The organism is Intestinimonas sp. MSJ-38, from assembly GCF_018917925.1.
Classification (GTDB): domain Bacteria; phylum Bacillota; class Clostridia; order Oscillospirales; family Butyricicoccaceae; genus Pseudobutyricicoccus.
The window spans coordinates 1-22,307 of the sequence record NZ_JAHLPO010000007.1; the positions used below are offsets into that span (position 1 = coordinate 1).

Annotated in this window: 19 protein-coding genes; 5 read left to right on the top strand and 14 right to left on the bottom strand. The window is 58.2% G+C overall.

Annotated features, from left to right (window positions below; translation table 11 throughout):
• Positions 1-230: 230 nt before the first annotated feature.
• Together KQI26_RS05905 and KQI26_RS05910 are read left to right on the top strand one after the other, a co-directional pair.
• A complete protein-coding gene (locus KQI26_RS05905) occupies positions 231-569 on the top strand; it encodes a hypothetical protein (protein WP_216503678.1) in 339 nt (112 codons plus the stop codon).
• A 528-nt stretch (positions 570-1,097) separates the two neighbouring features.
• Positions 1,098-2,318 (top strand): amidohydrolase family protein, encoded by a 1,221-nt coding sequence (locus KQI26_RS05910; RefSeq protein WP_216503679.1) that lies wholly within the window; start codon positions 1,098-1,100, stop codon positions 2,316-2,318.
• Between the two features lie 507 nt (positions 2,319-2,825).
• On the opposite strand, the gene KQI26_RS05915 is transcribed toward KQI26_RS05910, so the two are convergent.
• The gene (locus tag KQI26_RS05915) at positions 2,826-3,413 is read right to left on the bottom strand and encodes a dipicolinate synthase subunit B (protein ID WP_371744099.1); all 588 of its coding nucleotides are present in this window, start codon (positions 3,411-3,413) and stop codon (positions 2,826-2,828) included.
• 301 nt (positions 3,414-3,714) lie between these two features.
• On the opposite strand from KQI26_RS05915, the gene KQI26_RS05920 reads away from it, so the two are divergent.
• A complete protein-coding gene (locus KQI26_RS05920) occupies positions 3,715-4,752 on the top strand; it encodes an AbrB family transcriptional regulator (RefSeq protein WP_216503681.1) in 1,038 nt (345 codons plus the stop codon).
• Positions 4,753-5,290: 538 nt separating this feature from the next.
• Here KQI26_RS05920 and KQI26_RS05925 read toward each other — a convergent pair.
• The 12 genes from KQI26_RS05925 to KQI26_RS05980 form a co-directional block, all read right to left on the bottom strand.
• Positions 5,291-6,124, bottom strand: coding sequence for a hypothetical protein (locus tag KQI26_RS05925; protein WP_216503682.1), 834 nt, complete (start codon positions 6,122-6,124; stop codon positions 5,291-5,293).
• A 16-nt stretch (positions 6,125-6,140) separates the two neighbouring features.
• Positions 6,141-6,404 (bottom strand): hypothetical protein, encoded by a 264-nt coding sequence (locus KQI26_RS05930; RefSeq protein ID WP_216503683.1) that lies wholly within the window; start codon positions 6,402-6,404, stop codon positions 6,141-6,143.
• A 158-nt stretch (positions 6,405-6,562) separates the two neighbouring features.
• Positions 6,563-10,264, bottom strand: a complete 3,702-nt coding sequence (locus KQI26_RS05935) for a phosphoribosylformylglycinamidine synthase (protein WP_216503684.1) — start codon at positions 10,262-10,264, stop codon at positions 6,563-6,565.
• Between the two features lie 2 nt (positions 10,265-10,266).
• Entirely contained in the window at positions 10,267-11,550 is a 1,284-nt protein-coding gene (gene purD / locus KQI26_RS05940; RefSeq protein WP_216503685.1) for a phosphoribosylamine--glycine ligase, read from the bottom strand.
• Between the two features lie 22 nt (positions 11,551-11,572).
• Positions 11,573-12,751 carry a phosphoribosylaminoimidazolecarboxamide formyltransferase gene (locus tag KQI26_RS05945; protein WP_216503686.1) on the bottom strand — a complete coding sequence of 393 codons (1,179 nt, stop codon included), beginning with the start codon at positions 12,749-12,751 and terminating at the stop codon, positions 11,573-11,575.
• A 20-nt stretch (positions 12,752-12,771) separates the two neighbouring features.
• Entirely contained in the window at positions 12,772-13,482 is a 711-nt protein-coding gene (locus tag KQI26_RS05950) for an IMP cyclohydrolase (protein ID WP_216503687.1), read from the bottom strand.
• A complete protein-coding gene (gene purN, locus KQI26_RS05955) occupies positions 13,479-14,087 on the bottom strand; it encodes a phosphoribosylglycinamide formyltransferase (protein WP_216503688.1) in 609 nt (202 codons plus the stop codon). The genes KQI26_RS05950 and purN overlap by 4 nt, the downstream gene beginning before the upstream one ends.
• Positions 14,081-15,112, bottom strand: coding sequence for a phosphoribosylformylglycinamidine cyclo-ligase (purM, locus tag KQI26_RS05960; RefSeq protein ID WP_216503689.1), 1,032 nt, complete (start codon positions 15,110-15,112; stop codon positions 14,081-14,083). The genes purN and purM overlap by 7 nt, the downstream gene beginning before the upstream one ends.
• Positions 15,113-15,123: 11 nt before the next feature.
• Positions 15,124-16,551: an amidophosphoribosyltransferase gene (purF, locus tag KQI26_RS05965; protein ID WP_216503690.1), complete on the bottom strand. Its 1,428-nt coding sequence runs from the start codon at positions 16,549-16,551 to the stop codon at positions 15,124-15,126.
• Positions 16,552-16,580: 29 nt separating this feature from the next.
• The gene (gene purC / locus KQI26_RS05970; RefSeq protein WP_216503691.1) at positions 16,581-17,291 is read right to left on the bottom strand and encodes a phosphoribosylaminoimidazolesuccinocarboxamide synthase; all 711 of its coding nucleotides are present in this window, start codon (positions 17,289-17,291) and stop codon (positions 16,581-16,583) included.
• Positions 17,292-17,329: 38 nt separating this feature from the next.
• Complete coding sequence (gene purE, locus KQI26_RS05975; RefSeq protein ID WP_216503692.1) at positions 17,330-17,830, bottom strand: 5-(carboxyamino)imidazole ribonucleotide mutase; 501 nt, start codon at positions 17,828-17,830, stop codon at positions 17,330-17,332.
• Positions 17,831-18,100: 270 nt separating this feature from the next.
• Positions 18,101-19,228 carry a recombinase family protein gene (locus KQI26_RS05980; RefSeq protein WP_216503693.1) on the bottom strand — a complete coding sequence of 376 codons (1,128 nt, stop codon included), beginning with the start codon at positions 19,226-19,228 and terminating at the stop codon, positions 18,101-18,103.
• A gap of 399 nt (positions 19,229-19,627) precedes the next feature.
• On the opposite strand from KQI26_RS05980, the gene KQI26_RS05985 reads away from it, so the two are divergent.
• Complete coding sequence (locus tag KQI26_RS05985) at positions 19,628-20,062, top strand: hypothetical protein (RefSeq protein ID WP_216503694.1); 435 nt, start codon at positions 19,628-19,630, stop codon at positions 20,060-20,062.
• A 131-nt stretch (positions 20,063-20,193) separates the two neighbouring features.
• Positions 20,194-21,123: a hypothetical protein gene (locus KQI26_RS05990; RefSeq protein WP_216503695.1), complete on the top strand. Its 930-nt coding sequence runs from the start codon at positions 20,194-20,196 to the stop codon at positions 21,121-21,123.
• Positions 21,124-21,334: 211 nt separating this feature from the next.
• Here the strand turns inward: KQI26_RS05990 and KQI26_RS05995 are convergent, their stop codons facing one another.
• Entirely contained in the window at positions 21,335-22,249 is a 915-nt protein-coding gene (locus KQI26_RS05995) for a GTP-binding protein (protein WP_216503696.1), read from the bottom strand.
• Positions 22,250-22,307: the final 58 nt, after the last annotated feature.

Here is a 22,307-nt window from a genome sequence, read left to right on the forward strand (position 1 = left end):
CCCTACCCCTATCAATCCGCAAAAAGCCGCGACCTGTGCGTGGCTTTTTGCACTTCTCAAGGGGCAAGTGTGCGCCAAAGGCGTGCATACAGCCCCTTGCAAAAACTCGAAAAAGTGGCCTAAGCCACTTTTTCGACACGCTCCAGACTGCGCTCTGTTATCCGCACCTCTTGTTGCGTTTTCTCCAGAACCTGGTATACTGTATTCATATAGAGAAAGGAGGTTTTCCCATGAAAGAAAAATTCCAGAACTTCCGGCAAAAACTCAGCGATGCCCCTTGGTTCCGCTTTCTCATGGACAAGATCAACACCCCTATGCTGTACGGCCTCCTCCTTTTCTGCGCACCGGTGGTCCCCTATACCCTTTCGGAATGGACTCTTTCCGACGCCCTTTGGTGGCGGGTGTGGCTTTGGGCCGGGATCGTCGTTTATGTGCTGCTCACTCTTTTCACCGGCCTGCGGGCGTTGGATGTCTATGACCTGGAAAACAATCGGAGCCACGCCCTTTATTTCCTGCTCCTCCTCTGCGTCCCGCCAGTGATCCTCCTCTACCGCATACTCCCCAAATAAGGCGGAGTGCCTCCGCTGTCATACTGCGCTCCCGCGCTGGGCAACAGAACCAGGGCCGGTTGTGTCCCGGGCAGCAAAGAAGGCGCCCTTGTGCAAAGGGAGCTGTCGGCGAACGCCGACTGAGGGATTGACGGCGAGCCTCCGCTCCCAAGCGGTGCTCCCGGTCCGGTGTCCGGACGGCCAAGCGGTGCTCCCGGTCCCGTGTCGGGACGGCCAAGCGGTGCTCCCGGTCCCGTGTCGGGACGGCCAAGCGGTGCTCCCGCACCCGATCACAGCACCCAGCTGAATCATTTGCCTGGCTTTGCAATCCCCCCTGCATGGCCCTGCCATGCTGTCCCCCCTTTGCACAAGGGGGGCTGCGGGGCTCCCGCGCTGGGCAACAGAACCAGGGCCGGTTGTTTCCCGGGCAGCAAAGAGAGTTTTGGCTCCCCAGACACTGGGGTTTTCAAAGCGCGTTCAATATGTTATACTATTTTTCAGTGGGGAAATACCCCGAAAAAAAACTAGATGCATTGGAGGATGAACGCCATGAAACGGGCTATCAAATGCGGCAAGCTCTTTGATTCTCAGAACGGCAAGGTTCTGGAGGACAAAGTAGTCATTATCGAGGACAAGACCATTTATGATGTGATCGACCTGCGGGAGTTTGCCCAGGAGCCGGATATGGAAGTGATCGACCTTTCGGACAAATTCGTCACCCCCGGCCTCACCGACCTCCATGTCCACAGCGGCATGAACGGCGAAGGCAATGACCGGATGGATCTGCTCCATCACACCCCCGCTGAGCTGACCCTCTATTCCCTGAAGAATGTACAGCAGGATCTGTATGCCGGCTTCACCACTCTGCGTGACTGCGGCAGCCAGGCTTTTGTCAGCGTGGCCCTGCGTGACGCCATCAACAAAGGCGATTTTGAAGGCCCCCGGATGTTTGTCTCCGGCTACGCCCTGGGCTCCACCGGCGGCCATGCCGACAGCCACTATGCCCCCGGCGTCACCTGCACCGCCGAAGAGCATCCCATCATCGACGGCCCCGACTCCGCCCGGAAGGCCGCCCGTTTCAACCTGAAGAATGGCGCTGATTTCCTGAAATTCATGTCCACCGGCGGCGTGATGAGCAAGGGCACCACTCTGGGCGCCCAGCAGCTGTGCGACGATGAGATCGCCGCCATCATCGAGATCGCCAATCTGTATGGTGTCCACACCGCCACCCATGCCCACGGCACAAACGGCATCAAGGCCGCTGTCCGGGCCGGCGTCACCACCGTGGAGCACGGCATGATCCTGGATGAGGAAGCCATCGAGCTGATGCTGGAACACGGCACTTACCTTACCCCCACCATCATTGCCGCCGAGCGCATCTGCGTCAAGGGCCCGGAGATGGGTCTGACCCCCTGGATGGTGGAAAAGGCCAACCAGGCCCTGTCCCATCACGAATGGGGCTTCCGTCAGTGCCTGGAAAAGGGCGTGCCCATCACCTTCGGCACCGACTCCGCCACTCCCTATAACTACCACGGCAAGCAGGGCTATGAGTTCGAGCTGCTGCAGCGTTTCGGCATGGACCCCCACAAGGCTCTGGTGGCCGCTACCATGACAAACGCCAAGGTGCTGGGCGTGGACAAGACCCAGGGCAGCGTGGAAAAGGGTAAGGTCGCCGATCTGTGCGCCTGGTCCTGCGATCCCATGGAGGATGTCAAGACCATGCAGAACTGCCTCTTTGTCATGAAGGAAGGCGTCGTCGTCAAACACTAGTCCCGTGTCGGGACGGCCATACTCTCCCAGGCCGTATGCGTTGCTTGCTCCTGTGCTCCGGGTGTGATAAACCATCACCCGGAAAAGACCAAAATGCAATCCTGGCCAAGTGCATAACAAAAAAGCCGCCCTTTCGGGCGGCTTTTTTATATAGGATAGGCCGGTTGAACACATCCAAGGAAACACAACCGGCCCAAAATAATATTTTAGGCTTTTCTGCGGCACTTGGCGCCTATCGAGCCCCGCCGGGAGGCTGGAAAAAGGTCGGGGAAGTCCGGTGTCCGGACGGCCATACTCTCTTTGCCCTTCTTCATACAACCTGCCGGGTGCGGGAGCACAATACGACCGCCCAGGCACTGGGCCCGGACGGCCATACTCTCTTTGCCCTTCTCCATACAACCTGCCGGGTGCGGGAGCACAATACGACCGCCCAGGCACTGGGCCCGAAATAACACGCCGCCAGTGCTGCAAAAATCCCCGGAAACCGGGGATTTTGTGCAGCAGCCTTCACCGCAGTGAAGGCTCTGGCGAAATGATAGGTTGTATCTGCTCCCCTTCCAGGGCCTTTTCCAGGGTATCGGGGATACGCTCCAGCAGGGCCACCATGCTTCGGGGCTTTTTCACCGGATCGTCCTGGGCAAAGGGCACGAAAAACACATCCCGGCGGCAGAGCAGCTCCCCGATGTTCCGGGAAGCGGCCCCCAGAGCATCGTTGGTGGACACCGCCAGCACCAAGGGCCTGCCGCCTCTCAGATGGGCCTTGGCCGCCATGAGCACCGGGGTATCGGTGATGCCCAGGGCCAGTTTGGCCAGGGTGTTGCCGGTGCAGGGGGCGATGACCATGATGTCAAACATCTTTTTGGGCCCGATGGGCTCGGCCTGTACCACCGTGGTGATGCTCCCCCTCTGGCAGATGCCCTCCACCGCCGCCCGGAACTCGGACGCCTTGAAAAACCGGGTATCCCACTCCCGGGCCGCCGGAGACAGCACCGGATAGACCTGATTCTCTTTGGCCAGCTCCTCCATCACCGGCAAAATCCGATGGAAAGTGCAAAAGGAGCCGGTGATCCCAAAGCCGATGTTCTTGTTTTTCATCATCCAATTTCCTCCTCCCAAATGGTGTGCAATGTATCCCGGATGGCCCGGGCGGCGCTGAGGGGTGCGTATTTTCCCGGCAGGCCGGGGGCTTTCCGACAGAGTACCCCCTGTTTCTCCAGGGCGGAAAAATCAGCCCCCCCTGGGTTTTTCGCCCAGGGAAACGCCCTCGTAAAATTTGTGTAAATTGCTATGATTTCCTGCTATTTTGCCAAATTCGCCGGGATGGAGCCCCCTTTCCCCGGCCCTGTGCTATACTGATAACAGAAACGATCTCACCGGGAAAAGAGGAAGATGCCCTATGCCAACCTTTCTGCTCACCGTGGCCGTGGCCGCCCTGGGCGGCTTCATCGGCCGCAAGCTGCGCCTGCCCGCCGGTACCATCATCGGCGCCATGACCGCCGTGCTCATCATGAACATTCTGTGGGACTGCTCCAATGTGCCCGCTCCCTTCCGGCCCTATATCCGCATCATGGCCGGAGTCTATATCGGCACCCGCATGAGCGCCAAGGATGTGCTCAGCCTGCGCTCCATCCTCCCTGCCACCATCATGATGGTGTTCGGATTGATTTTCCTCAATCTGTGCGTGGGCATCGGCATCAGCGCCGTCAGCCAGCTGGACCCCAAAACCGCCCTTCTGTCCGCGGCCCCGGGGGGCATCCAGGAAATGACCCTGGTGGCCGATGATCTGGGGGCCGATGCAGGCCAGGTGGCCATCTTGCAGACGGTGCGGGTGATCTTCGTCATTGCCTTCATGCCGGCCTTGCTCAAGCGGGCGGCCAGCCATGGCTCCCGCCGGGAGGTGACCCCGGCGGACCCTTCTGCCCTGCCCAAGGAGAGCTATTCCAAAAAGCAATACCTGGCTCTGGCGGTGGCCGGGCTCATCGGCGGACTGCTGCTCCATGCTCTGGACATTCCCTCCGGGGCCATGATCGGGGCCATGCTGGGGGCCATGGTGCTCACCTTTTCCGGCCACCGGGTCGTTTTGCCCAAGAATTTCCGCAATGTGACCCAGACTTTCAGCGGAGCCATCATCGGCTCGGGCATGGGTATGGCGGAGGTGCAGGGACTGAAACAGGTGGCCCTGCCTGCGGTCATATTGGTGCTGGCCCTGGCCTGCATCAACCTGATCGTGGGGTTCTCGGTGTCCCGGTTCGGCAAGCTGGGCCTGACCACTTCCCTGTTTGCCTCGGCCCCTGGCGGTGTCAGCGATATGTCCATCATTGCCGCCGAGCTGGGAGCCGATCCGGCCAAGGTGGCCGCCATGCAGACTCTGCGCATGATCGTGGTGGTGGCATTGTTCCCCACCCTCACCGACCTGGTGGCCCAACTCCTCTAGTGGCGAGCCGCCACGGCCATACTCTCCCTAGCTTGATGCGTTGTAACCCTCGGTGCTCCGGGTGCCCGGCGGGGGCCAGAGTGCAATCCTGGCAAAGCACACAACAAAAAGGCTTTCCTTCCGGGAGGTCTTTTTTGCTTTATTCCTGGTTCGATCACCCAGCGCGGAAGCGCAATATGGCCGTCCGGACACCGGACCAGCGGCACGAAAAGCGCTCGCATCTCCCCTGCAAGGGGGATGGAGGGGGTTTCTTGTCCCTTTAGCTTTCTTCATATCCTTCTCCTTGGGAGTATCGGGGGCGTTGGCTTTTTTCATAACCCACTGGGTTTTCTGCTTTATCAAGAGCGCCGTTCCTTTGTTCCCGCCCAAGTGCCCGGTGGCCTCACTTCCCTCAGCCCCTTGAGCGTCCTCCAGGCCCGGCACCCCTGACAGCAAACAGACTTTCCCAGCCCTATCATACCCTACCCCTTCCGTGTTCTTCGTACCTTTCCACCCACGCAAAGCACGCAAAAAAGACCTCCCGAATGGGAGGCCTTTTTCAACGGTTCTTATACCAGATAAAATGGTCGAATTTGCGTTTTCGATTTGGAGTCGTGATCCCCAGTTCATCCAACTTTCTCGTAATATAGTCGTTATATTTCTCATACGCAAAGCCATTCTGCCATTTCTGAATCTGATTTTGGGTGATATCAGCAAAATACCGTGGGAGAGATTTTTTCACAACGGTATCCAAAATGGAGTAATCATCCCTGCCATACTGATAGAAATTGTGATAGCAGCAATATTTCGAAGCAAAGGAAAACAGATTGATTCTCTCATTGCTTCGGGCGATGTCATTGACCACCTGGGGATCGCCTTGGGCGATGCGTGCATCGATGTCCGGGATGGCCGCAATGATGCGGGAAAGCTCATCCATGCTAATCCGGCTTTTATACTGGGATAGATGGGTGGAGTTTGTGATGTCGATCAATCCGATCTTCATGGCCACGATATCCGGGTCCCGATTTTCCGGAAATCGTTGCAGACACCGGCAGACCAACTGATTTTCCGGGCCATAGTTGCCGGTTTCCTCCACCAGCCGGGACACCTCATCAATGGTTTCATTGCAGATAATATCCTTGGAAACATCCCGATACTTCTTCTCTTTTCCTTCCGACTTGCTCAAAACGGTGGGGGCCGGTGCACCGCTGAGAAAATACCTGGCTGGATAACTCCCCGCTCGTCCCACTGCACCGCTCTTTACCAACCCCATCAGCGCTGTGTATATATGATAGCGATGCATTGTATCCCCATACATCGCCTCGGCCAACTCCCCTTGTGTCATGCTCTTCCCATCTCGGAGCAATGACAGGATTTTTTCTTTCTGCCCCATTTGCCCTCGCACCCTTTCATTTCCTGTATTCTTGTTTTTCATTATACAACACATCTACTCCACAAAAAAGACCTCCCTTTCGGGAGGCCTGGCGTTTCGAAAAAGTGCCTGAAGTCACTTTTTCGAGTTTTTGCAAGGGGCGGCGTGCACGCCTCTGGCGCACACTGGCCCCTTGAGTGGTGCAAAAATCCAGGCACAGGTCCTGGCTTTTTGCAAATTCATAGACGGCAAGCTGTCGCAGCCGTATTGCGCTGCCGCACCGGGCAATCAAAGCAAGCATAAAGCAAAAAAGACCTCCCTTTCGGGAGGCCTTTTTATGTTATGCACTGGGCCAGGACTGCACCCTGGCCCCTGCCGGGTGATGGTTTATCACACCCGGAGCAGGAAGGCCAGCAGCGCATGGTGCCGGAGACAGGAACGGCCAGCGGCGGCTCGCCGCTACAAAGAATAATACTTCACAGCGCCTTCGAACAGCTTCTGATACTTGTGGCCGGGCACATTCTTATAGAGATTGTCGCCGAAACGCTCGGTGTGGCCCATCTTGCCCAGCACCCGTCCGTCGGGAGAGGTGATGGCCTCGATGGCGCAGAAGGAACCGTTGGGGTTATAAGCCACATCCATGGTGGGCTTATTGTCCAGATCCACATACTGGGTGGCGATCTGACCGTTTGCGGCCAGAGTATCCAGCAGGCTCTGGGGAGCCACCAGCCGGCCTTCGCCGTGGGAAATGGCGATGGTGTGCACATCCCCCACCTCACTGAGCATCAGCCAGGGGGACAGGTTGGAGCAAACGGCGGTGCGCACCAGACCGGACTGGTGGCGGCCGATCACATTGTAGGTCAGGGTGGCATCCTCGGCTGTGGTGCGGCGGATCTCGCCATAGGGCACCAGCCCCAGCTTGATCAGGGCCTGGAAGCCGTTGCAGATGCCGATCATCAGGCCGTCCCGCTCCTTTAGCAGCTTGTGCACCCCTTCGGTCACCTGGGGATTGCGGAAGAAGGCGGTGATGAACTTGGCGGAGCCTTCCGGCTCGTCGCCGCCGGAGAAGCCGCCGGGAATGGCGATGATCTGGCTCTGCTCCATGGCCTTCACCATCCGCTCCACCGACTGGGTCAGCTGGGAGGCAGTCAGGTTGCGCAGCACCAGGATCTCCGCCTCGGCCCCGGCCTTCTGGAAGGCCCGGGCGGTGTCATATTCGCAGTTGGTGCCGGGGAACACCGGGATGAGCACCCGGGGTTTCGCCGCCTTCACAGCCGGAGCCTTGCGTTTTTCCGTCTCGAAGCGGAAGGCGGGCACACTTCCCTCTTCCTTTGTCTTTTCGGGGAACACCGGCTCCAGAGTGGCCTTCCAGGCCTCTTCCAGAGCGGACAGCGGTGCTTCTTCCCCGGAGGGCAAAGCGATGCTGGCCTTCATCTGGGTGTGGCCCACCAGAGCGCCCACCATGGGGGCCTCTTCGCTGAGCTCCAGCACAAAAGCGCCCCGGCGGGTGTCGAACACGCCCTCAAAGTTTTTGTCAAAGGCAAAGCCCAGGCCGTTGCCGAAGGCCATCACGGCCACAGCAGCGCCCACGCCGCCGAAGGAGGGCACATAGGCACTTTGCACCAGGCCCTTGCGGATCAGGTCTTCCACCTGCTCCAGGGTATGGCGCAGGTCGTTTTCTTCAAACAGCCCCTCCTTGTTCTGAGGAACCCCCAGCAGCACCACACGGCTTCCCGGCTGCTTGAACTCGGGAGAGATCACCCGGTCGGTGCAGGCGGGAGCAATGGCAAAGCTCACCAGGGTGGGGGGCACATCGATCTTATCAAAGGAGCCGGACATACTGTCCTTGCCGCCGATGGCGCCGGCTTCCAGCTGCTTCTGGGCCAGCAGAGCGCCCAGCAAAGCGGCCATGGGCTTGCCCCAGCGGGAGGGGTCCTGGCCCATCTTCTCAAAATACTCCTGGAAAGTCAGGTAGCAATCCTTATAGGAAGCGCCGGCCGCAGACAGCTTGCACACCGATTCCACCACAGCCTGATAAGCGCCGCGATAGGGGCTCTTTTCGCTGAGGAAGGGATCGAAGCCATAGGCCATCACCGAGCAGGTCTTGGTCTCCTTGCCCAGTACCGGCAGCTTGGCCGCCATTACCTGGGTGGGGGTCATCTGCCGTTTGCCGCCAAAGGGCATGAGCACGGTGTTTGCGCCGATGGTGCTGTCAAACCGCTGCACCAGGCCCTTCTGGGAGCACACATTCAGCTGACCCAGCACCTTTTTGTAGTTTTCGGCGGTAGGCTCTGTGGTTTCCTCTTTCCCCTCTTCCGGCGCTTCGATCACCACATTGATGTGCTTTTCGGCGCCATTGGACGAAAGAAACTCCCGGGACAGGTCTACAATGGTCTTGCCCTGCCAGTGCATCCGCAGACGGGGCTCCTGGGTGACCACGGCCACCACAGTGGCTTCCAGGTTTTCCTTCCCGGCCTCTTCCAGGAAGCGGCCCTCGTCCTCCTTGGCGATGACCACCGCCATACGCTCCTGGCTTTCGGAAATGGCAAGCTCGGTGCCGTCCAGGCCCTCGTACTTCTTGGGCACCTTGTCCAGATCCACATCCAGGCCGTCGGCCAGCTCGCCGATGGCTACCGACACGCCGCCTGCGCCAAAGTCATTGCACCGCTTGATCATGGCGGTGACTTCCTTGTTGCGGAACAGACGCTGGATCTTCCGCTCTTCGGGGGCGTTGCCCTTCTGCACCTCGGCCCCGCAGGTTTCCAGGGACTCCGCGGTGTGGGCCTTGGAGGAACCGGTGGCGCCGCCGCAGCCGTCACGGCCGGTGCGGCCGCCCAGCAGGACGATCACATCCCCGGGAGCCGGACGCTCACGCCGGATGTTCTCCGCGGGAGCCGCGCCCACCACAGCGCCGATCTCCATACGCTTTGCCACATAGCCGGGGTGGTAGAATTCATGGACCAGGCCGGTGGCCAGACCGATCTGGTTGCCATAGGAGCTGTAACCGGCCGCCGCCGTCTGGACGATCTTCCGCTGGGGCAGCTTGCCGGGCAGGGTCTCCTCCATGGGCTTGAGGGGATCGGCTGCACCGGTGACACGCATGGCCTGGTACACATAGCTGCGGCCAGACAGGGGGTCACGGATGGCGCCGCCGATGCAGGTAGCGGCCCCGCCGAAAGGCTCGATCTCGGTGGGATGGTTGTGGGTCTCGTTTTTGAACATGAGCACCCAGTCTTCGCTAACCTCCTCCGTCTCCACCTTCACGCGGATGGAGCAGGCGTTGATCTCTTCGGACTCGTCGATCTCCGGCAGCTTGCCCATCTTTTTCAGGTACTTGGCGCCGATGGTGGCAAGGTCCATCAAAGTGACCGGCTTTTTGCTCCGGTTCTGGTAGACGATCTCCCGCAGGCCCTCATACATGCCGTAGCTCTCTTTTGCTCCCGCATCACGGATCTCCACATCGTCGATGATGGTGGAGAAAGTGGTATGACGGCAGTGATCGGACCAATAGGTGTCGATCATGCGGATCTCGGTGATGGTGGGCTCTCTTCCCTCTGTGCGGAAATGATCCCGGCAGAAGCGGATGTCCCCCAGGTCCATGGCCAGGCCGTATTTCTTTATAAACTCTTTCAGCTCTTCGTCTTCCAGCTTGGTGAAGCCTTCCATGGTCTCCACCATCTGGGGGGCCGGGTACTGCACCTGCAAGGTATCAAAGGCATCCAGTGCGGCCTTGCGGCTCTCCACCGGGTTGATGAGGTACTTCTCCACCTTTTCCAGCTCTTCCTGGGAGATCTGCCCTTCCAGAGCATAGAGACGGGCGGTGCGCACGGTGGGCCGTTCGCCCTGGGAGACGAACTGGATGCACTGGGCGCAGGAGTCGGCCCGCTGGTCATACTGACCGGGCAGATATTCTGTTGCCAGCACGGGGCCACAAAGCTCCGGCAGGGCATCGAAAGCGGTGTCCACCTGGGGCTCGGAAAAGACGGTGTCGATGCACTGATCGAACAGCTCTCTCGCGATGCCCTCCACATCGTAGCGGTTGAAGAGCCGCAGGCCCGTGAGGCCCCGGAGGCCTTGCAGCCCTTGCAGCTCCTCCAGCACATGGCGGGCTTCCTGGTCAAAGCCCGGCTTTTTTTCCACATAGATCCGATAAACGGCCATGGTTATTCCCCCCTCATGGAAAGCGCCCGCCGGCCGATATCCCGGCGGTAATGCATGTTGTCAAAATGGATCTTCCCGGCGGCTTCATAGGCCTTCTCCATGGCTCCGGGCAGATCATTTGCCAAAGCGGTGACGCCCAGCACCCGGCCTCCGGCGGTCAGCAGTTTGCCGTCCTCCATTTTGGTGCCGGCGTGATAGACCGACACATCCTCCATCTGCTCTGCATCCCCGATGCCGGAGATGGGCAGGCCGGTGTAATAATTCTTGGGATAGCCCCCGGAAGCCAGAATGACGCAGCAGGCGGCCTTGTCCAGAAATTCCACCTTCTGCTCACTGAGCTTCCCTTCCATCACCGCCTGGAAAATGGTGAGCAGGTCGGTTTTGAGCAGGGGCAGCACCACCTGGGTTTCGGGATCGCCGAAACGGCAGTTGTACTCGATGACCTTGGGGCCGTCCTCCGTGAGCATCAAGCCGAAATACAGGCAGCCCTGGAAGGGTCTCCCCTCCTGCTTCATGGCCCGGATGGTGGGCAGGAAGATTTCCTCCATACATCTTTCGGCCACTTCTTTGGTGTAATAGGGGTTGGGGGCCACGGCGCCCATACCGCCGGTGTTGGGGCCCTCGTCCCCGTCATAGGCCCGCTTGTGGTCCATGGAAGTGACCATGGGCCGGAGAGTTTCCCCGTCGGTGAAGGAGAGGACGGAAACTTCCGGCCCCTGCAAAAATTCCTCCACGATCACATGGTCGCCGCTTTTGCCGAAGATCTTCTCGTTCATGATGGCTTCCACGGCTTCTTTGGCCGCTTGGGGGTTCTGGGCGATGATGACGCCCTTGCCCAGGGCCAGACCGTCGGCCTTGATGACCACCGGGTATTTGTTCTTTTGGGTGATATATTCCATGGCCTTTTCCGCCTGGTCAAACACCTGGTAGTCCGCTGTGGGGATATGGTATTTCTGCATCAGGTTTTTGGCAAAGACCTTGCTGCTTTCGATCTCCGCCGCCTGAGCGGTGGGGCCGAAGGTGGGAATGCCCATCTCCCGCAGCTTGTCCGCCAGTCCCAGGGCCAGAGGATCGTCCGGAATGACCGCCGCAAAGTCCACCTTGTGGCTTTTGGCGAATTCCAGCACGCCCTCCACATCGGTGGCCTTGATGGGGACGCACTGGGCATCCTCACCGATGCCGCCGTTGCCCGGCAGAGCATAGATCTTCTTCACCTGTTTGTTTTCCCGGAGCTTTTTGATGATGGCGTGCTCCCGTCCGCCGCCGCCGATCACCAGAAGGTTCATAGTGTCGCACTCCCCTTTTCTATCAATGATGGAACAGCCGCAGGCCGGTGAAGGCCATGACCATGCCGTATTTGTCCGCCGTTTCGATCACATGATCGTCCCGGATGGAGCCGCCCGGCTCCACGATGTAGGAAACGCCGCTCTTTCTGGCCCGCTCCACATTGTCCCCGAAGGGGAAGAAGGCATCGGAGCCCACGGTGACGCCGGATTGAGTTGCGATCCAGGCTTTCTTTTCCTCTGCTGTCAAGGGCTCGGGCTTACTCTTGAAGGTCTGCTGCCATACGCCCTCCCGGAGGATGTCCTCGTATTCATCGGAGAGATAAATGTCGATGGCGTTGTCCCGGTCGGGGCGGCGGATCTTGTCCACGAACTGCAAGGCCAGAGTCTTGGGATGCTGGCGGAGATACCAGTTGTCGGCCTTCTGCCCGGCCAGGCGGGTGCAGTGGATGCGGCTCTGCTGTCCGGCGCCCACGCCGATGGCCTGGCCGTTCTTCACGAAGCATACAGAGTTGGACTGGGTGTATTTCAGTGTGATCAGAGCCACGATCATATCGATCTTGGCGCTCTCCGGCAGCTCGCGGTTTTTGGTGACGATGTTCCGGAGCATTTCTTCGTTGATGATGAGATCGTTTCTCCCCTGCTCAAAGGTGATGCCGAACACATCCTTGTGCTCGATTTTCTGGGGCACATAGTCGGGGTCGATCTCCACCACATTGTATTTGCCGCCCTTTTTCTGGCTGAGGATCTCCAGGGCCTCGGGGGTATAGCCCGGGGCGATGACGCCGTCGGAGACCTCCTGCTTGATGTAGCGGGCGGTGTCGGCGTCGCAGATATCGCTGAGGGCCGCCCAGTCCCCATAGGAACAGAGCCGGTCGGCGCCCCGGGCCCGGATATAGGCGCAGGCGATGGGGCTGAGCTCTTTTTCCATGGGCACAAAATAGATCTTCCGGTCGGTGCGGCTCAGGGGCAGGCCCACGGCGGCGCCTGCCGGGGACACATGCTTGAAGGAAGCGGCCGAGGGCAGGCCGGTGGCCATTTTCAGCTCCCGCACCAGCTGCCAGGAATTAAAGGCATCCAGGAAATTGATATAGCCCGGCTTTCCGCAAAGCACCTTGATGGGCAGTTCCCCGCCGCCCTGCCGATAAATGCGGGAGGGCTTCTGGTTGGGGTTGCAGCCGTATTTCAGTTCCAGCTCGTTCATAGGGTTCGGACTCCTTTTGTTTATTGGTGTTTGTTGATGATGCGCTCGTTATATTCCCCTGTTTCCAGGCAGGTGTAGCGCACATAGAGGGAGATTTTGTTCTGTTCGTTCAGGCTCTCCCACAGTTTGTCGGTGAAAGCATCCATGTCGTCCAGCATTTCCACCCGCTCCGGCTCACCCTGGAAGGTGGGGATGGGGTTTCCGTCCCGCACATAGGTGTGGAGAAAGAAGCCCAGGCCGGGCACATTGGGATATTCAAAGGTCTGGCGCACGCAGCCCGAGCCATTTTCGTCCACGCTTTTCAGGATGGACATTTTGCAGCTGCCGTCGGGGCTTAAAAGGCCGGAGATCCGGGGGGTCCAGTTGGGGCCGTCCGGCTCAAATTCCCGGGTGCGCAGGGCCTGCTCCATGGGCAGTCCTTTTTCCAGGAATTCCCGAATGGTGTCGGTCTGATCGCCGTTTGTCACAATCAGGCCACGGCCCATCTGACGCACCGGATGATAGATAATCAGGCTGGGGTCTTCCAGCTTGGAAGGGTCGTGAGCCTCTGTGCGGATGCCGTCGGGTTCCTTGCGGAACACCCGGTTGCGGCTGTTTGCGCTGCGGCCCATGATGAAGTAGGCGGCCACCGAGTGCTTCCCGTCGGGGGTGACACCCAGCACAATGCCCCGGCCGGGATAGGTATTGTCTTTCAGCTTGTCAAAGAGGGACTCTTTGGCGTAAATATTCATTGGTGTTTCTCCTTTTCGATTTTCTGGCAGAGCATGGACACGGCCTTGGGCAAAAGCACCCATTCGGCCTGCTCCATCACCCGCTTCTGCAAACTTTCGGGGGTGTCGCTTTCCAGCACCTCCACCGCCTTTTGCAGCAGGATGGGGCCGCCGTCGGTCACTTCGTTCACCAGATGCACCGTGGCCCCGGTGACCTTCACCCCTCTCTCAAGGGCGGCTTCGTGGACATGGAGACCATAAAAGCCGTCGCCGCAGAAGGCCGGGATCAGGGAGGGGTGCACATTGACGATGCGCCCCTCGTAGCCTTTCAGCATCTTCTCCCCCAGCACGCAGAGGAAGCCGGCCAGCACCACCAGCTCCACCCCGGCCTCCTGCAAGGCCGTGAGCAGCGCTGCGTCATAGTCCGCCGGATTTTCATAGTCCCGGCGGGGCAGGGCCAGGGCGGGAACCCCCGCCATTCTGGCCCGTTCCAGAGCATAGGCTTTTTTCCGGCTGGCGATCACCAGAGTGATCTCCCCGTCCGGAATTTCTCCCCGCTTCTGGGCATCCAGCAGGGCCTGCAGATTGGTGCCGCCGCCGGAAACCAGCACACCGATCTTTACCACAGGATCACGCCCTCGCCGCTCTCCACCACTTCGCCCAGCACATAGGCCTCCTGATCGGCGCCCTTCAGCACCCGGATGGCTTCGTCCGCCTTGTCGGAAGGCAGGATGCAGCACATCCCCACGCCCATGTTGTAGGTGTTGAACATATCGTGCTCGGGCACATTCCCTTCTTTTGCGATCAGGTCAAAGATGGGCAGCACACGCACATTCTTCTTTTCGATCTTGGCGCTCAGGCCCTGGGGCAGAGCACGGGGGATATTCTCATAGAAGCCGCCGCCTGTGATGTGGCACACAGAGTGCACCGGCACTTTGTCCATCAGCCGGAGCACCGGTTTCACATACAGGTTTGTGGGGGTGAGCAGGGTCTCAAAGAGGTTCGCTCCCAGCTCGGGGGAATAGAAGTCCCCCTTCCCTTCCAGGTCGAAGACCCGGCGGATCAGGGAAAATCCGTTACTATGGATACCGCTGGAAGGCAGGGCGATGATGGCGTCCCCCGCCTGTACACTGCTTTGGTCCAGGATCTTCTCCTTGTCCACCACGCCCACGGTAAAGCCCGCCAGGTCGTAATCGTCGTCAGGCATAACGCCGGGGTGCTCGGCGGTCTCGCCGCCGATGAGGGCGCAGCCCGAACGGACGCAGCCCTCGGCCACGCCGGAAACGATGGACGCGATCTTCTCCGGCACATTCTTGCCGCAGGCGATGTAATCCAGGAAAAACAGGGGTTTGGCGCCGGCGCAGACGATGTCGTTGACGCACATGGCCACGCAGTCGATGCCGATGGTGTCGTGCCTTCCCATCAGCTGGGCCAGGCGGATCTTGGTGCCCACGCCGTCGGTGCCGGAAACCAGCACCGGCTCTTTCATGCCGCTTACATCCAGGCCGAACAGGCCGCCGAAGCCGCCCAGGCCGGAAAGCACGCCGGGGATCATGGTCCGGCGGGTGTGCTCCTTCATCAGCTCCACTGCTTTGTATCCCGCCGTCACATCCACGCCGGCGGCCTTGTAGCTGTCGCTAAAACTCTTCATGTTCCGTCCTCTCAATCGTTGTTTTCGCTGATCTTCCGGTCAAACTTGGAGACCTTGCCAGCGTTTTCCACATTCAGGGGATATTCACCGCTGAAACAGCCGGTGCAGAACTGGCAGTCGGAATGCTCCGCCACCTTGACGATGTTCTGGAGGCTGAGGAAGCCCAGGGAATCCACCCCGATCTTCCGGCCGATCTCGGGGATGGTCATGTTATTGGCGATCAGCCGCTCCGGCGAGTCGATGTCGGTGCCGAAGTAGCAGGGATAGCGGAAGGGCGGGGAGGAGATCCGCATATGCACCTCTTTGGCCCCGGCCTCCCGCAGCATCCGCACGATGCGGGCGGAGGTAGTGCCCCGGACGATGGAGTCGTCCACCAGCACGAGGCGCTTGCCCCGGACGATGTCGGCGATGGCGTTGAGCTTGATGCGCACGGCGTTTTCCCGCTGCTTCTGGGTGTTGAGGATAAAGGTACGGCCGATGTACTTGTTTTTGATCAGGCCGATGCCATAGGGGATGCCGGAGGCGTTGGCATAACCCAGGGCGGCGTCGTTGCCGCTGTCGGGCACACCCATCACCAGGTCGGCTTCCACCGGATGTTCTTTTGCCAGAAATTCGCCCATCTTCTGCCGGGCCAGATGGACGCTGGTGCCTTCGATCACCGAGTCGGGCCGGGCAAAATAGACAAACTCAAAGACGCACAGATGGCTCTTTTTGCCGCAGTGCTTTTCGATGCTGCGCAGGCCGTTTTCGTCGATGATGACGATCTCGCCGGGCTTCACATCCCGGACGAAATGGGCGCCCATGCTGTCCAGAGCGGCGGTTTCGGAAGCCAGCACATAGCTGTTTTCGCATTTGCCGATGCTCAAAGGCCGCATGCCCAGGGGGTCCCGCACGCCGATGAGCTTTTTGGGGGACATGACCAGCATGGAATAGGTGCCATACAGCTTGTCCATGGCGTTGCAGATGGCCTCTTCGATGGAAGAGGCGGTCAGCCGCTCACGGGTGATCATGTGGGCGATCAGTTCTGCATCGCTGGTGGAATGGAAAATGGCGCCCTGGAGCTCCAGCTTCTGCCGCAGCTCATAGGCGTTGAGAACCACGCCGTTGTTGGCAATGGCCATCTGGCCTTTCACATGGCGGATGGTCATGGGCTGGGCATTTTCCCGCTTGTCGCTTTCGGCGGTGCCATAGAGGCAGTGGCCAATGGCCATTTTACCGCTGCCCAGCTTTTCCAGCACCTGGGGCTTGAACACATCGGTGACCAGACCCAGATCCCGGTAGCTGCGGATGACGCCGTCGTCATTGACGGCGATGCCGCAGCTTTCCTGGCCCCGGTGCTGCAAGGCATACAGGGCCAGATAAGTGGATGTGACCACATCCAGGTTGTCGTTATCGTAAATACCAAAAACGCCACATTCCTCGTGGAGCTTTTCCTGCATAAAACTTTCCTCCTCCGTTCGTTTCCTGCTTATTCGCCCATCAGGCGCTTCATCACTTCCTGGTAGGCGTCTTCCACGCCGCCCAGATCCCGGCGGAAGCGGTCCTTGTCCAGCTTTTCATGGGTCTTTTCGTCCCACAGGCGGCAGGTGTCGGGGCTGATCTCGTCGGCCAGGACGATGGTGCCGTCACTGAGACGGCCGAACTCCAGTTTAAAGTCCACCAGATCGATGCCGATCTCCTTCATGAAGCCCTTCAGCAGGTCGTTGACCTTAAAGGCATACTTCTTGATGGTCTCGATCTCTTCGCGGGTGGCCAGCTTCAGGGCCAGAGCATGGTAGGAGTTGATCAGGGGATCGCCCAGCTCGTCGTTTTTGTAGGAAAACTCGATGGTGGGAGCGTCAAAGACGATGCCCTCGTTGACACCATACCGCTTGGCAAAGGAACCGGCGGAAATGTTGCGGATGATGACTTCCAGGGGCACAATGCTCACCTTTTTCACCACGGTATCGGTGCCGGAGAGCTCTTCCACATAGTGGGTGGGGACCCCTTCCTTTTCCAGGCGGCGCATCAGATGATTGCTCATCCGGTTGTTGATGACGCCTTTGCCGTGGATGGTACCCTTCTTTTCGCCGTTGAAGGCGGTGGCGTCGTCCTTATAAGAGACGATCAGCTTTTCGGGGTCGTCTGTTGCAAAAACCTTCTTGGCCTTTCCTTCGTAGAGCTGCTCGCGCTTTTCCATGATAAACTTCCTCCTCGTATCCTGTGTATCCGATATCATTAGCCCTGGAGCTTTTCCTGGAGCTTTTTGTCTTTTTCGATGACCTTCTGCCGCATCTGCTCCTTCTTTTCCTGGAGTTTTGCGAAAAGGCTTTCATCGGCGATGGCCAGCATCTGAGCGGCCAGCAGTCCGGCGTTTTCCGCCCCATCGATGGCCACGGTGGCCACCGGCACGCCGGAAGGCATCTGCACGGTGGAGAGCAGAGAATCCAGGCCATCCATGGTGGAGCTCTTCATGGGGATGCCGATGACGGGCAGGGGTGTATGCCCGGCCAGCACACCGGCCAGATGGGCGGCCTTGCCGGCGGCGGCGATGATGACGCCGAAGCCCTTGCCGGCGGCTTCCCGGGCGAAGGTGCAGGCCTCTTCCGGGGTACGGTGGGCGCTCATCACATGGGCCTCAAAGGGGATGCCCAGGTCTTTCAGCGTGCGGATGGTTTTTTCCACCACAGGCAGGTCACTGTCGCTGCCCATGATAATTGCTGCTTTATTTTTTTCCATGGGAAAACTTCCTTTCTCCGAAGGTGGATTTTTGAAAAGAAAAAAGCCGCGGCGAAAACTCCACAGCTTTTCATCCCTGCACCCGGGAAAATATGGGCGCACAAGGCCCCTGGATTTCGCCCATCAGAATGGCAAAACACTTTTTCATAGCAGCCTGCACCCTCTCTCCCGATTGCAATAACTACCTCTATTTTACTTTCTTTTTGCCATAAGTTCAACAGGAATTTCGCAAAAGGGGCCTTTTTTGTGGAAAGGGACAATTTCTCGCCCTCAAACGGGCCGATTCCCCCCATAGTCCCCCAAAAGCGCCGCCCCATCTTCCCCGATGATGGCCCCAGGGCATGGGAATGGCCGCTGAAAATCCTCCTGTGCTCCGGCCCGGCGCAAAGCCGCCCGGGTCTCTTCCATGGCCTTGTCCCAGGGGATCAAAGGCAGGGTGCACTCCCCTTTTTTCCGTCCCCGGCAAATGAGATAGCGGCGCTTGCCGTCTCCGGTGATGCCCATGGGGCTGCCGCATCTGGCGCAGCGGAGGAAGGAAGCCAGGGGGTCTTTTTGCCGCCTGCTCCCTTCCATTTTTTCCTGCACCCGGGCAAAGTCCTCCTCCCCCACCAGAGGGGGGCAGGCCCCGGGGCAGATCACCCAGCCCTCCTTGGGCACCGTCCGGCTTTTTTCCACCTTGCAGCTGATCTTCCGGCTGCGGTTCTGGGTCAGGTCGCCCTTGTAGGTGGGGTTTGTGAGGATGCGCCGCACCATGGCGCCGCTCCACTCCCCCTTCCCCGTGGGAGAAGGGCAGCCGGCCTGCCCCAGCTTCCGGGCGATCGTGGGGCAGCTGTCTCCATCCAGACACCAGGCGAAAATTCTTTGCACCCACTCCCCCTGCTGTGGGTCGATGATCAGCCTGCCCTCGTGCTTTTCATAGCCATAGGGGGCCCGGGCGCCGATAAAGACCCCGGCCCGCTTCCGGGCGTCCAGGGCGGCCCGCACCTTCCGGGAGATGTCTCGGGCGTACAGGTCGTTGACCACCGCCCGGAAGGGGGTCAGGTCGTCCTGGCCCGCTCCGGTGTCGATGTTGTCACCCAGGGCGATGTACCGCACTCCTTTTTCCGGGAAGTACCGTTCCAGGTAGTGGCCGGTGAGGATGTAGTCCCGCCCCAGCCGGGACAGGTCTTTGGTGAGAACGGTATCCAGCAGGCCTTTTTCGATGTCCCCCAGCATTTGCTCAAAGCCGGGGCGGTGGAAGGATAGCCCGGAATAGCCGTCATCGATGTATTCCGAAACCACTGTCAGATGATGGGTGCGGCAGTAGTCCCGCAGAAGCAGACGCTGGCTTTCGATGCTCCCGCTCTCCCCTTCTCCGTCCTCCCGGCTCAGCCGCAGATACAGCCCCACACGCTCCATAGATATCCCCTCCTGTCACATATCTATGCACCAGCGTGACGCTGGACCCAAAACTCGCTGAAGGCTTTATGCACTGCTCTGCCTCGGTGCTCCGGGTGTGATAAACCATCACCCGGTAGGGGCTGCTTTGCAATCCTGGCCCAGCGCCGCAGAAAGGGATGGTTGTGCGCAATCCGGCGAAGAGAGGCGGGAAATTGAAAAATATTGCCATTAAAAATATTGACAATATGAATTACCTACAATATAATAGTTTTATCATAGTACATTGATAATGGAAACACATGGGATGTATCCACTTACTATGATGTCAAACATCCGGATTATAATGATTTATCTAAGCTTATGCAAACCGGATTCAATAACTTTGTAGCATCTACACTTCAATAAATAGGTGAACGAATGGACATCCGGATTCTGAATATGATCATGCTATCCGTTTTCCCATTTCTGCTGGGCGCAGCCATGCGATATGGAGTACGGAAACGGGAGAATGTATCCCAGCCGCTGGCTTACATCGTCCTGCTCTTGGTCTTTGTGAGCAATCTAAGAAGCTATGGGCTCGTTCAGACCATTCTGTTCACCATCATCGTGGCCGCCCTCCTGGCCCTGGGCGCAGCGATAGAGTATGCAATATACAACCAGATCAAACCATTGCATATGACGGTTTACTGCATCCTTGTGGTGATCGTTGGGAGTATGGTAAGAGCCTATCCCCTTTTTTCGGGAAACCATCTGTCCTCTCAGGAGTTTACAATCTATATGATCCTGGCTCTCTTCCTGATCCTGGGCGCTTTGGCCATGGACCTGATCCTTCGCATCCGAAAGAAAGACTAGCAGCGGCAGCGTGACGCCGGCGGCGAGCCGCCGCTCCCATACTGCGCTCCCGCGCTAGGCAACAGAACGCAGGCCGGTTGTTTTCAATCCGGCGAAGAGAGGCGGGAAATTGATGAGAAAGCGTGAAAAATATGAAACACAGACAAACCGTTTTTGCTTTACTGGTTACCATGCTGTTCTCCCTTTTCACGACGGTCTATGCACAGGAGCCTGTAATGCAGTTTTACAGCAAAACAATAACGGAAGAGCTGGAAAAGGCAAATCCCGGCGGGGCAAGAGAAATAGAAGAGGAAATAAAAGAACAAATCCAGGCGATTATGGAAATAAACGGCATCCCGGAAACTCCTGCGCTCCGCTCTTTCACCCTGGCCAATACCCAATCCGTCAAAACCGCCGCGGCAGGAAGTGAAAAAGCAGCAAAAGTTCTGGAGCAGTTCGGCAGTGCAGGCGATGTGATGATGAGAAAGATCCATGTCCGCACAGAGGATCTCTTTGCAAGTCGTTTTTTAGAATATAGCTGGAAAGTCCCTGTGATAGAGACAGAGGATGCATACTTGTTTTCGGTTGTGACGATCCATCCCTCCGGTGATACCGTTGTTTCCAGCGGGATAGCGCCGAAAAAAGAAATGAGCGATGTCAGCTATCTCTTTCACAAAGACCTTGTGGCTGATATTTTGGAAAATAGCGGGCTGCATATTGACTACGATACGATCCTCCCTGTGACGATCCCCATGCTATCTACTGATATCATTCTATTTTCAGCAGATGAATTGCGGTATGCAATATCATTTTCGGCCAGGCCCGATTTGTTGGGAATGGAAAATGGGACAGTCTGCCCATACGCTGAGGCGGAAGCCAAAATAAAGGAAGTCATCGAAGAAATGTCCTCCGAGGGAAAAAGTTCTGCAAATCCGACCGGTGGCGGTGTGGGGCAAAGGGCCCGCTCCGAAAACACATCGGATAAAATAAAATTTTCCAGTTATCTTTTTCCTTTCAGTGCAGCGGCTGTTGTCGTTTGCGCAGCATGGTTTTGGGTCGATCATAAAAGACGAGCAGGATAAAGCACCTGATTCTGTGTTGTTTTTCTTTGCCCTGCGGCACACAACCAACCAAACCAGCAAAAAAGCCTCCCTATCCGGGAGGCTTTTTCCATGCTTTTCCGGCAGCGTGACGCTGCACCCATATTTTTCTTTGCTGCCCAACACACAACAGGCCTGAGCGCTATTGCCTAGCGCGGGAGCGCAGTTTGGCTGTGGCGGCTCGCCACCAGCGTCACTCTTCCAAACATTGGACGATGGCTTCCCAATTCAAATCGGTGCCGATAACCACCAGCACACTATCCTGGAGCGGAGCACCAGAGTGAAGATAAACCCGACCGGGGGTATAATCCACCTGATACCAGTTTCCTTCTGCTCCCGGCAGAAAGCCCTTAGCCCGCAGCACATGCCCCATCTCCGGGCCGCTTAGCTTTGCCAGCATATCCTCCCATTCCGCCGCACTCCGGGGCCGATCCGGATGGAGAGTCAGAGATGTAAACAGAGCACCGCTGTGATGGTGGTGATGATGGTCGTGCCCATGTTCCAGGAGCACGGCTCTTTCCCGGGCGGCTTCCAGCAGCATGGTCACATCCAGTTCCTCCCAAGGACACGCAAAAATGGCGGCTTCCGGGTTTTCCTTTGCCAGGGCATCCCCTACGGCCCGGGCCTGCCCCATGGACACCAGATCCAGTTTGCTGCACACCAACACACCAGCATGGCGAATCTGATCCAGGTAAAATTCTCCCATCTGCTCCACATATGCCGTGTGCATCTCGGCGTCTACTACCGTGATAGCTAGGGCCTGAGAAAAGCCCCATTCCTCCGGCAAACGACCGCAGGCACTCAACAGATCGCTCATGCCTGCTACGCCTGAGGGCTCGATCAAAAGACAGTCCGGCTCTTCGCTCTCCACCAATTCCTCTACCGTCTGGCGGAAGGAAGATGCCAGGGAACAGCAAATGCAGCCAGCGGACAAAGTCCGTAGAATCAATCCAGGGCGCCGGAGCAAGAGATCGTCTACGCTGCATTCACCAAATTCATTTTCCAGCAAGGCCAAGCGCTTTCCCGACTCCATAAAGCCCAGGATATGCCGGATCAGGGTGGTCTTTCCGGCCCCTAAAAACCCGGATACCAGAATCATCTCTTTCATATTTCTTCACCAGTCTTTCTTTATATGGCCCCAACGCAAGTATTCTTTGTCGATTTTC

Bases quoted from the DNA above. Each gene is read 5' to 3' on its own strand.
- KQI26_RS05905 (WP_216503678.1), top strand. From the start codon at position 231: ATGAAAGAAAAATTCCAGAACTTCCGGCAAAAACTCAGCGATGCCCCT.
- KQI26_RS05910 (WP_216503679.1), top strand. From the start codon at position 1,098: ATGAAACGGGCTATCAAATGCGGCAAGCTCTTTGATTCTCAGAACGGC.
- KQI26_RS05915 (WP_371744099.1), bottom strand. From the start codon at position 3,413: ATGAAAAACAAGAACATCGGCTTTGGGATCACCGGCTCCTTTTGCACT.
- KQI26_RS05920 (WP_216503681.1), top strand. From the start codon at position 3,715: ATGCCAACCTTTCTGCTCACCGTGGCCGTGGCCGCCCTGGGCGGCTTC.
- KQI26_RS05925 (WP_216503682.1), bottom strand. From the start codon at position 6,124: ATGGGGCAGAAAGAAAAAATCCTGTCATTGCTCCGAGATGGGAAGAGC.
- KQI26_RS05930 (WP_216503683.1), bottom strand. From the start codon at position 6,404: ATGCTTGCTTTGATTGCCCGGTGCGGCAGCGCAATACGGCTGCGACAG.
- KQI26_RS05935 (WP_216503684.1), bottom strand. From the start codon at position 10,264: ATGGCCGTTTATCGGATCTATGTGGAAAAAAAGCCGGGCTTTGACCAG.
- purD (WP_216503685.1), bottom strand. From the start codon at position 11,550: ATGAACCTTCTGGTGATCGGCGGCGGCGGACGGGAGCACGCCATCATC.
- KQI26_RS05945 (WP_216503686.1), bottom strand. From the start codon at position 12,751: ATGAACGAGCTGGAACTGAAATACGGCTGCAACCCCAACCAGAAGCCC.
- KQI26_RS05950 (WP_216503687.1), bottom strand. From the start codon at position 13,482: ATGAATATTTACGCCAAAGAGTCCCTCTTTGACAAGCTGAAAGACAAT.
- purM (WP_216503689.1), bottom strand. From the start codon at position 15,112: ATGAAGAGTTTTAGCGACAGCTACAAGGCCGCCGGCGTGGATGTGACG.
- purF (WP_216503690.1), bottom strand. From the start codon at position 16,551: ATGCAGGAAAAGCTCCACGAGGAATGTGGCGTTTTTGGTATTTACGAT.
- purC (WP_216503691.1), bottom strand. From the start codon at position 17,291: ATGGAAAAGCGCGAGCAGCTCTACGAAGGAAAGGCCAAGAAGGTTTTT.
- purE (WP_216503692.1), bottom strand. From the start codon at position 17,830: ATGGAAAAAAATAAAGCAGCAATTATCATGGGCAGCGACAGTGACCTG.
- KQI26_RS05980 (WP_216503693.1), bottom strand. From the start codon at position 19,228: ATGGAGCGTGTGGGGCTGTATCTGCGGCTGAGCCGGGAGGACGGAGAA.
- KQI26_RS05985 (WP_216503694.1), top strand. From the start codon at position 19,628: ATGGACATCCGGATTCTGAATATGATCATGCTATCCGTTTTCCCATTT.
- KQI26_RS05990 (WP_216503695.1), top strand. From the start codon at position 20,194: ATGAAACACAGACAAACCGTTTTTGCTTTACTGGTTACCATGCTGTTC.
- KQI26_RS05995 (WP_216503696.1), bottom strand. From the start codon at position 22,249: ATGAAAGAGATGATTCTGGTATCCGGGTTTTTAGGGGCCGGAAAGACC.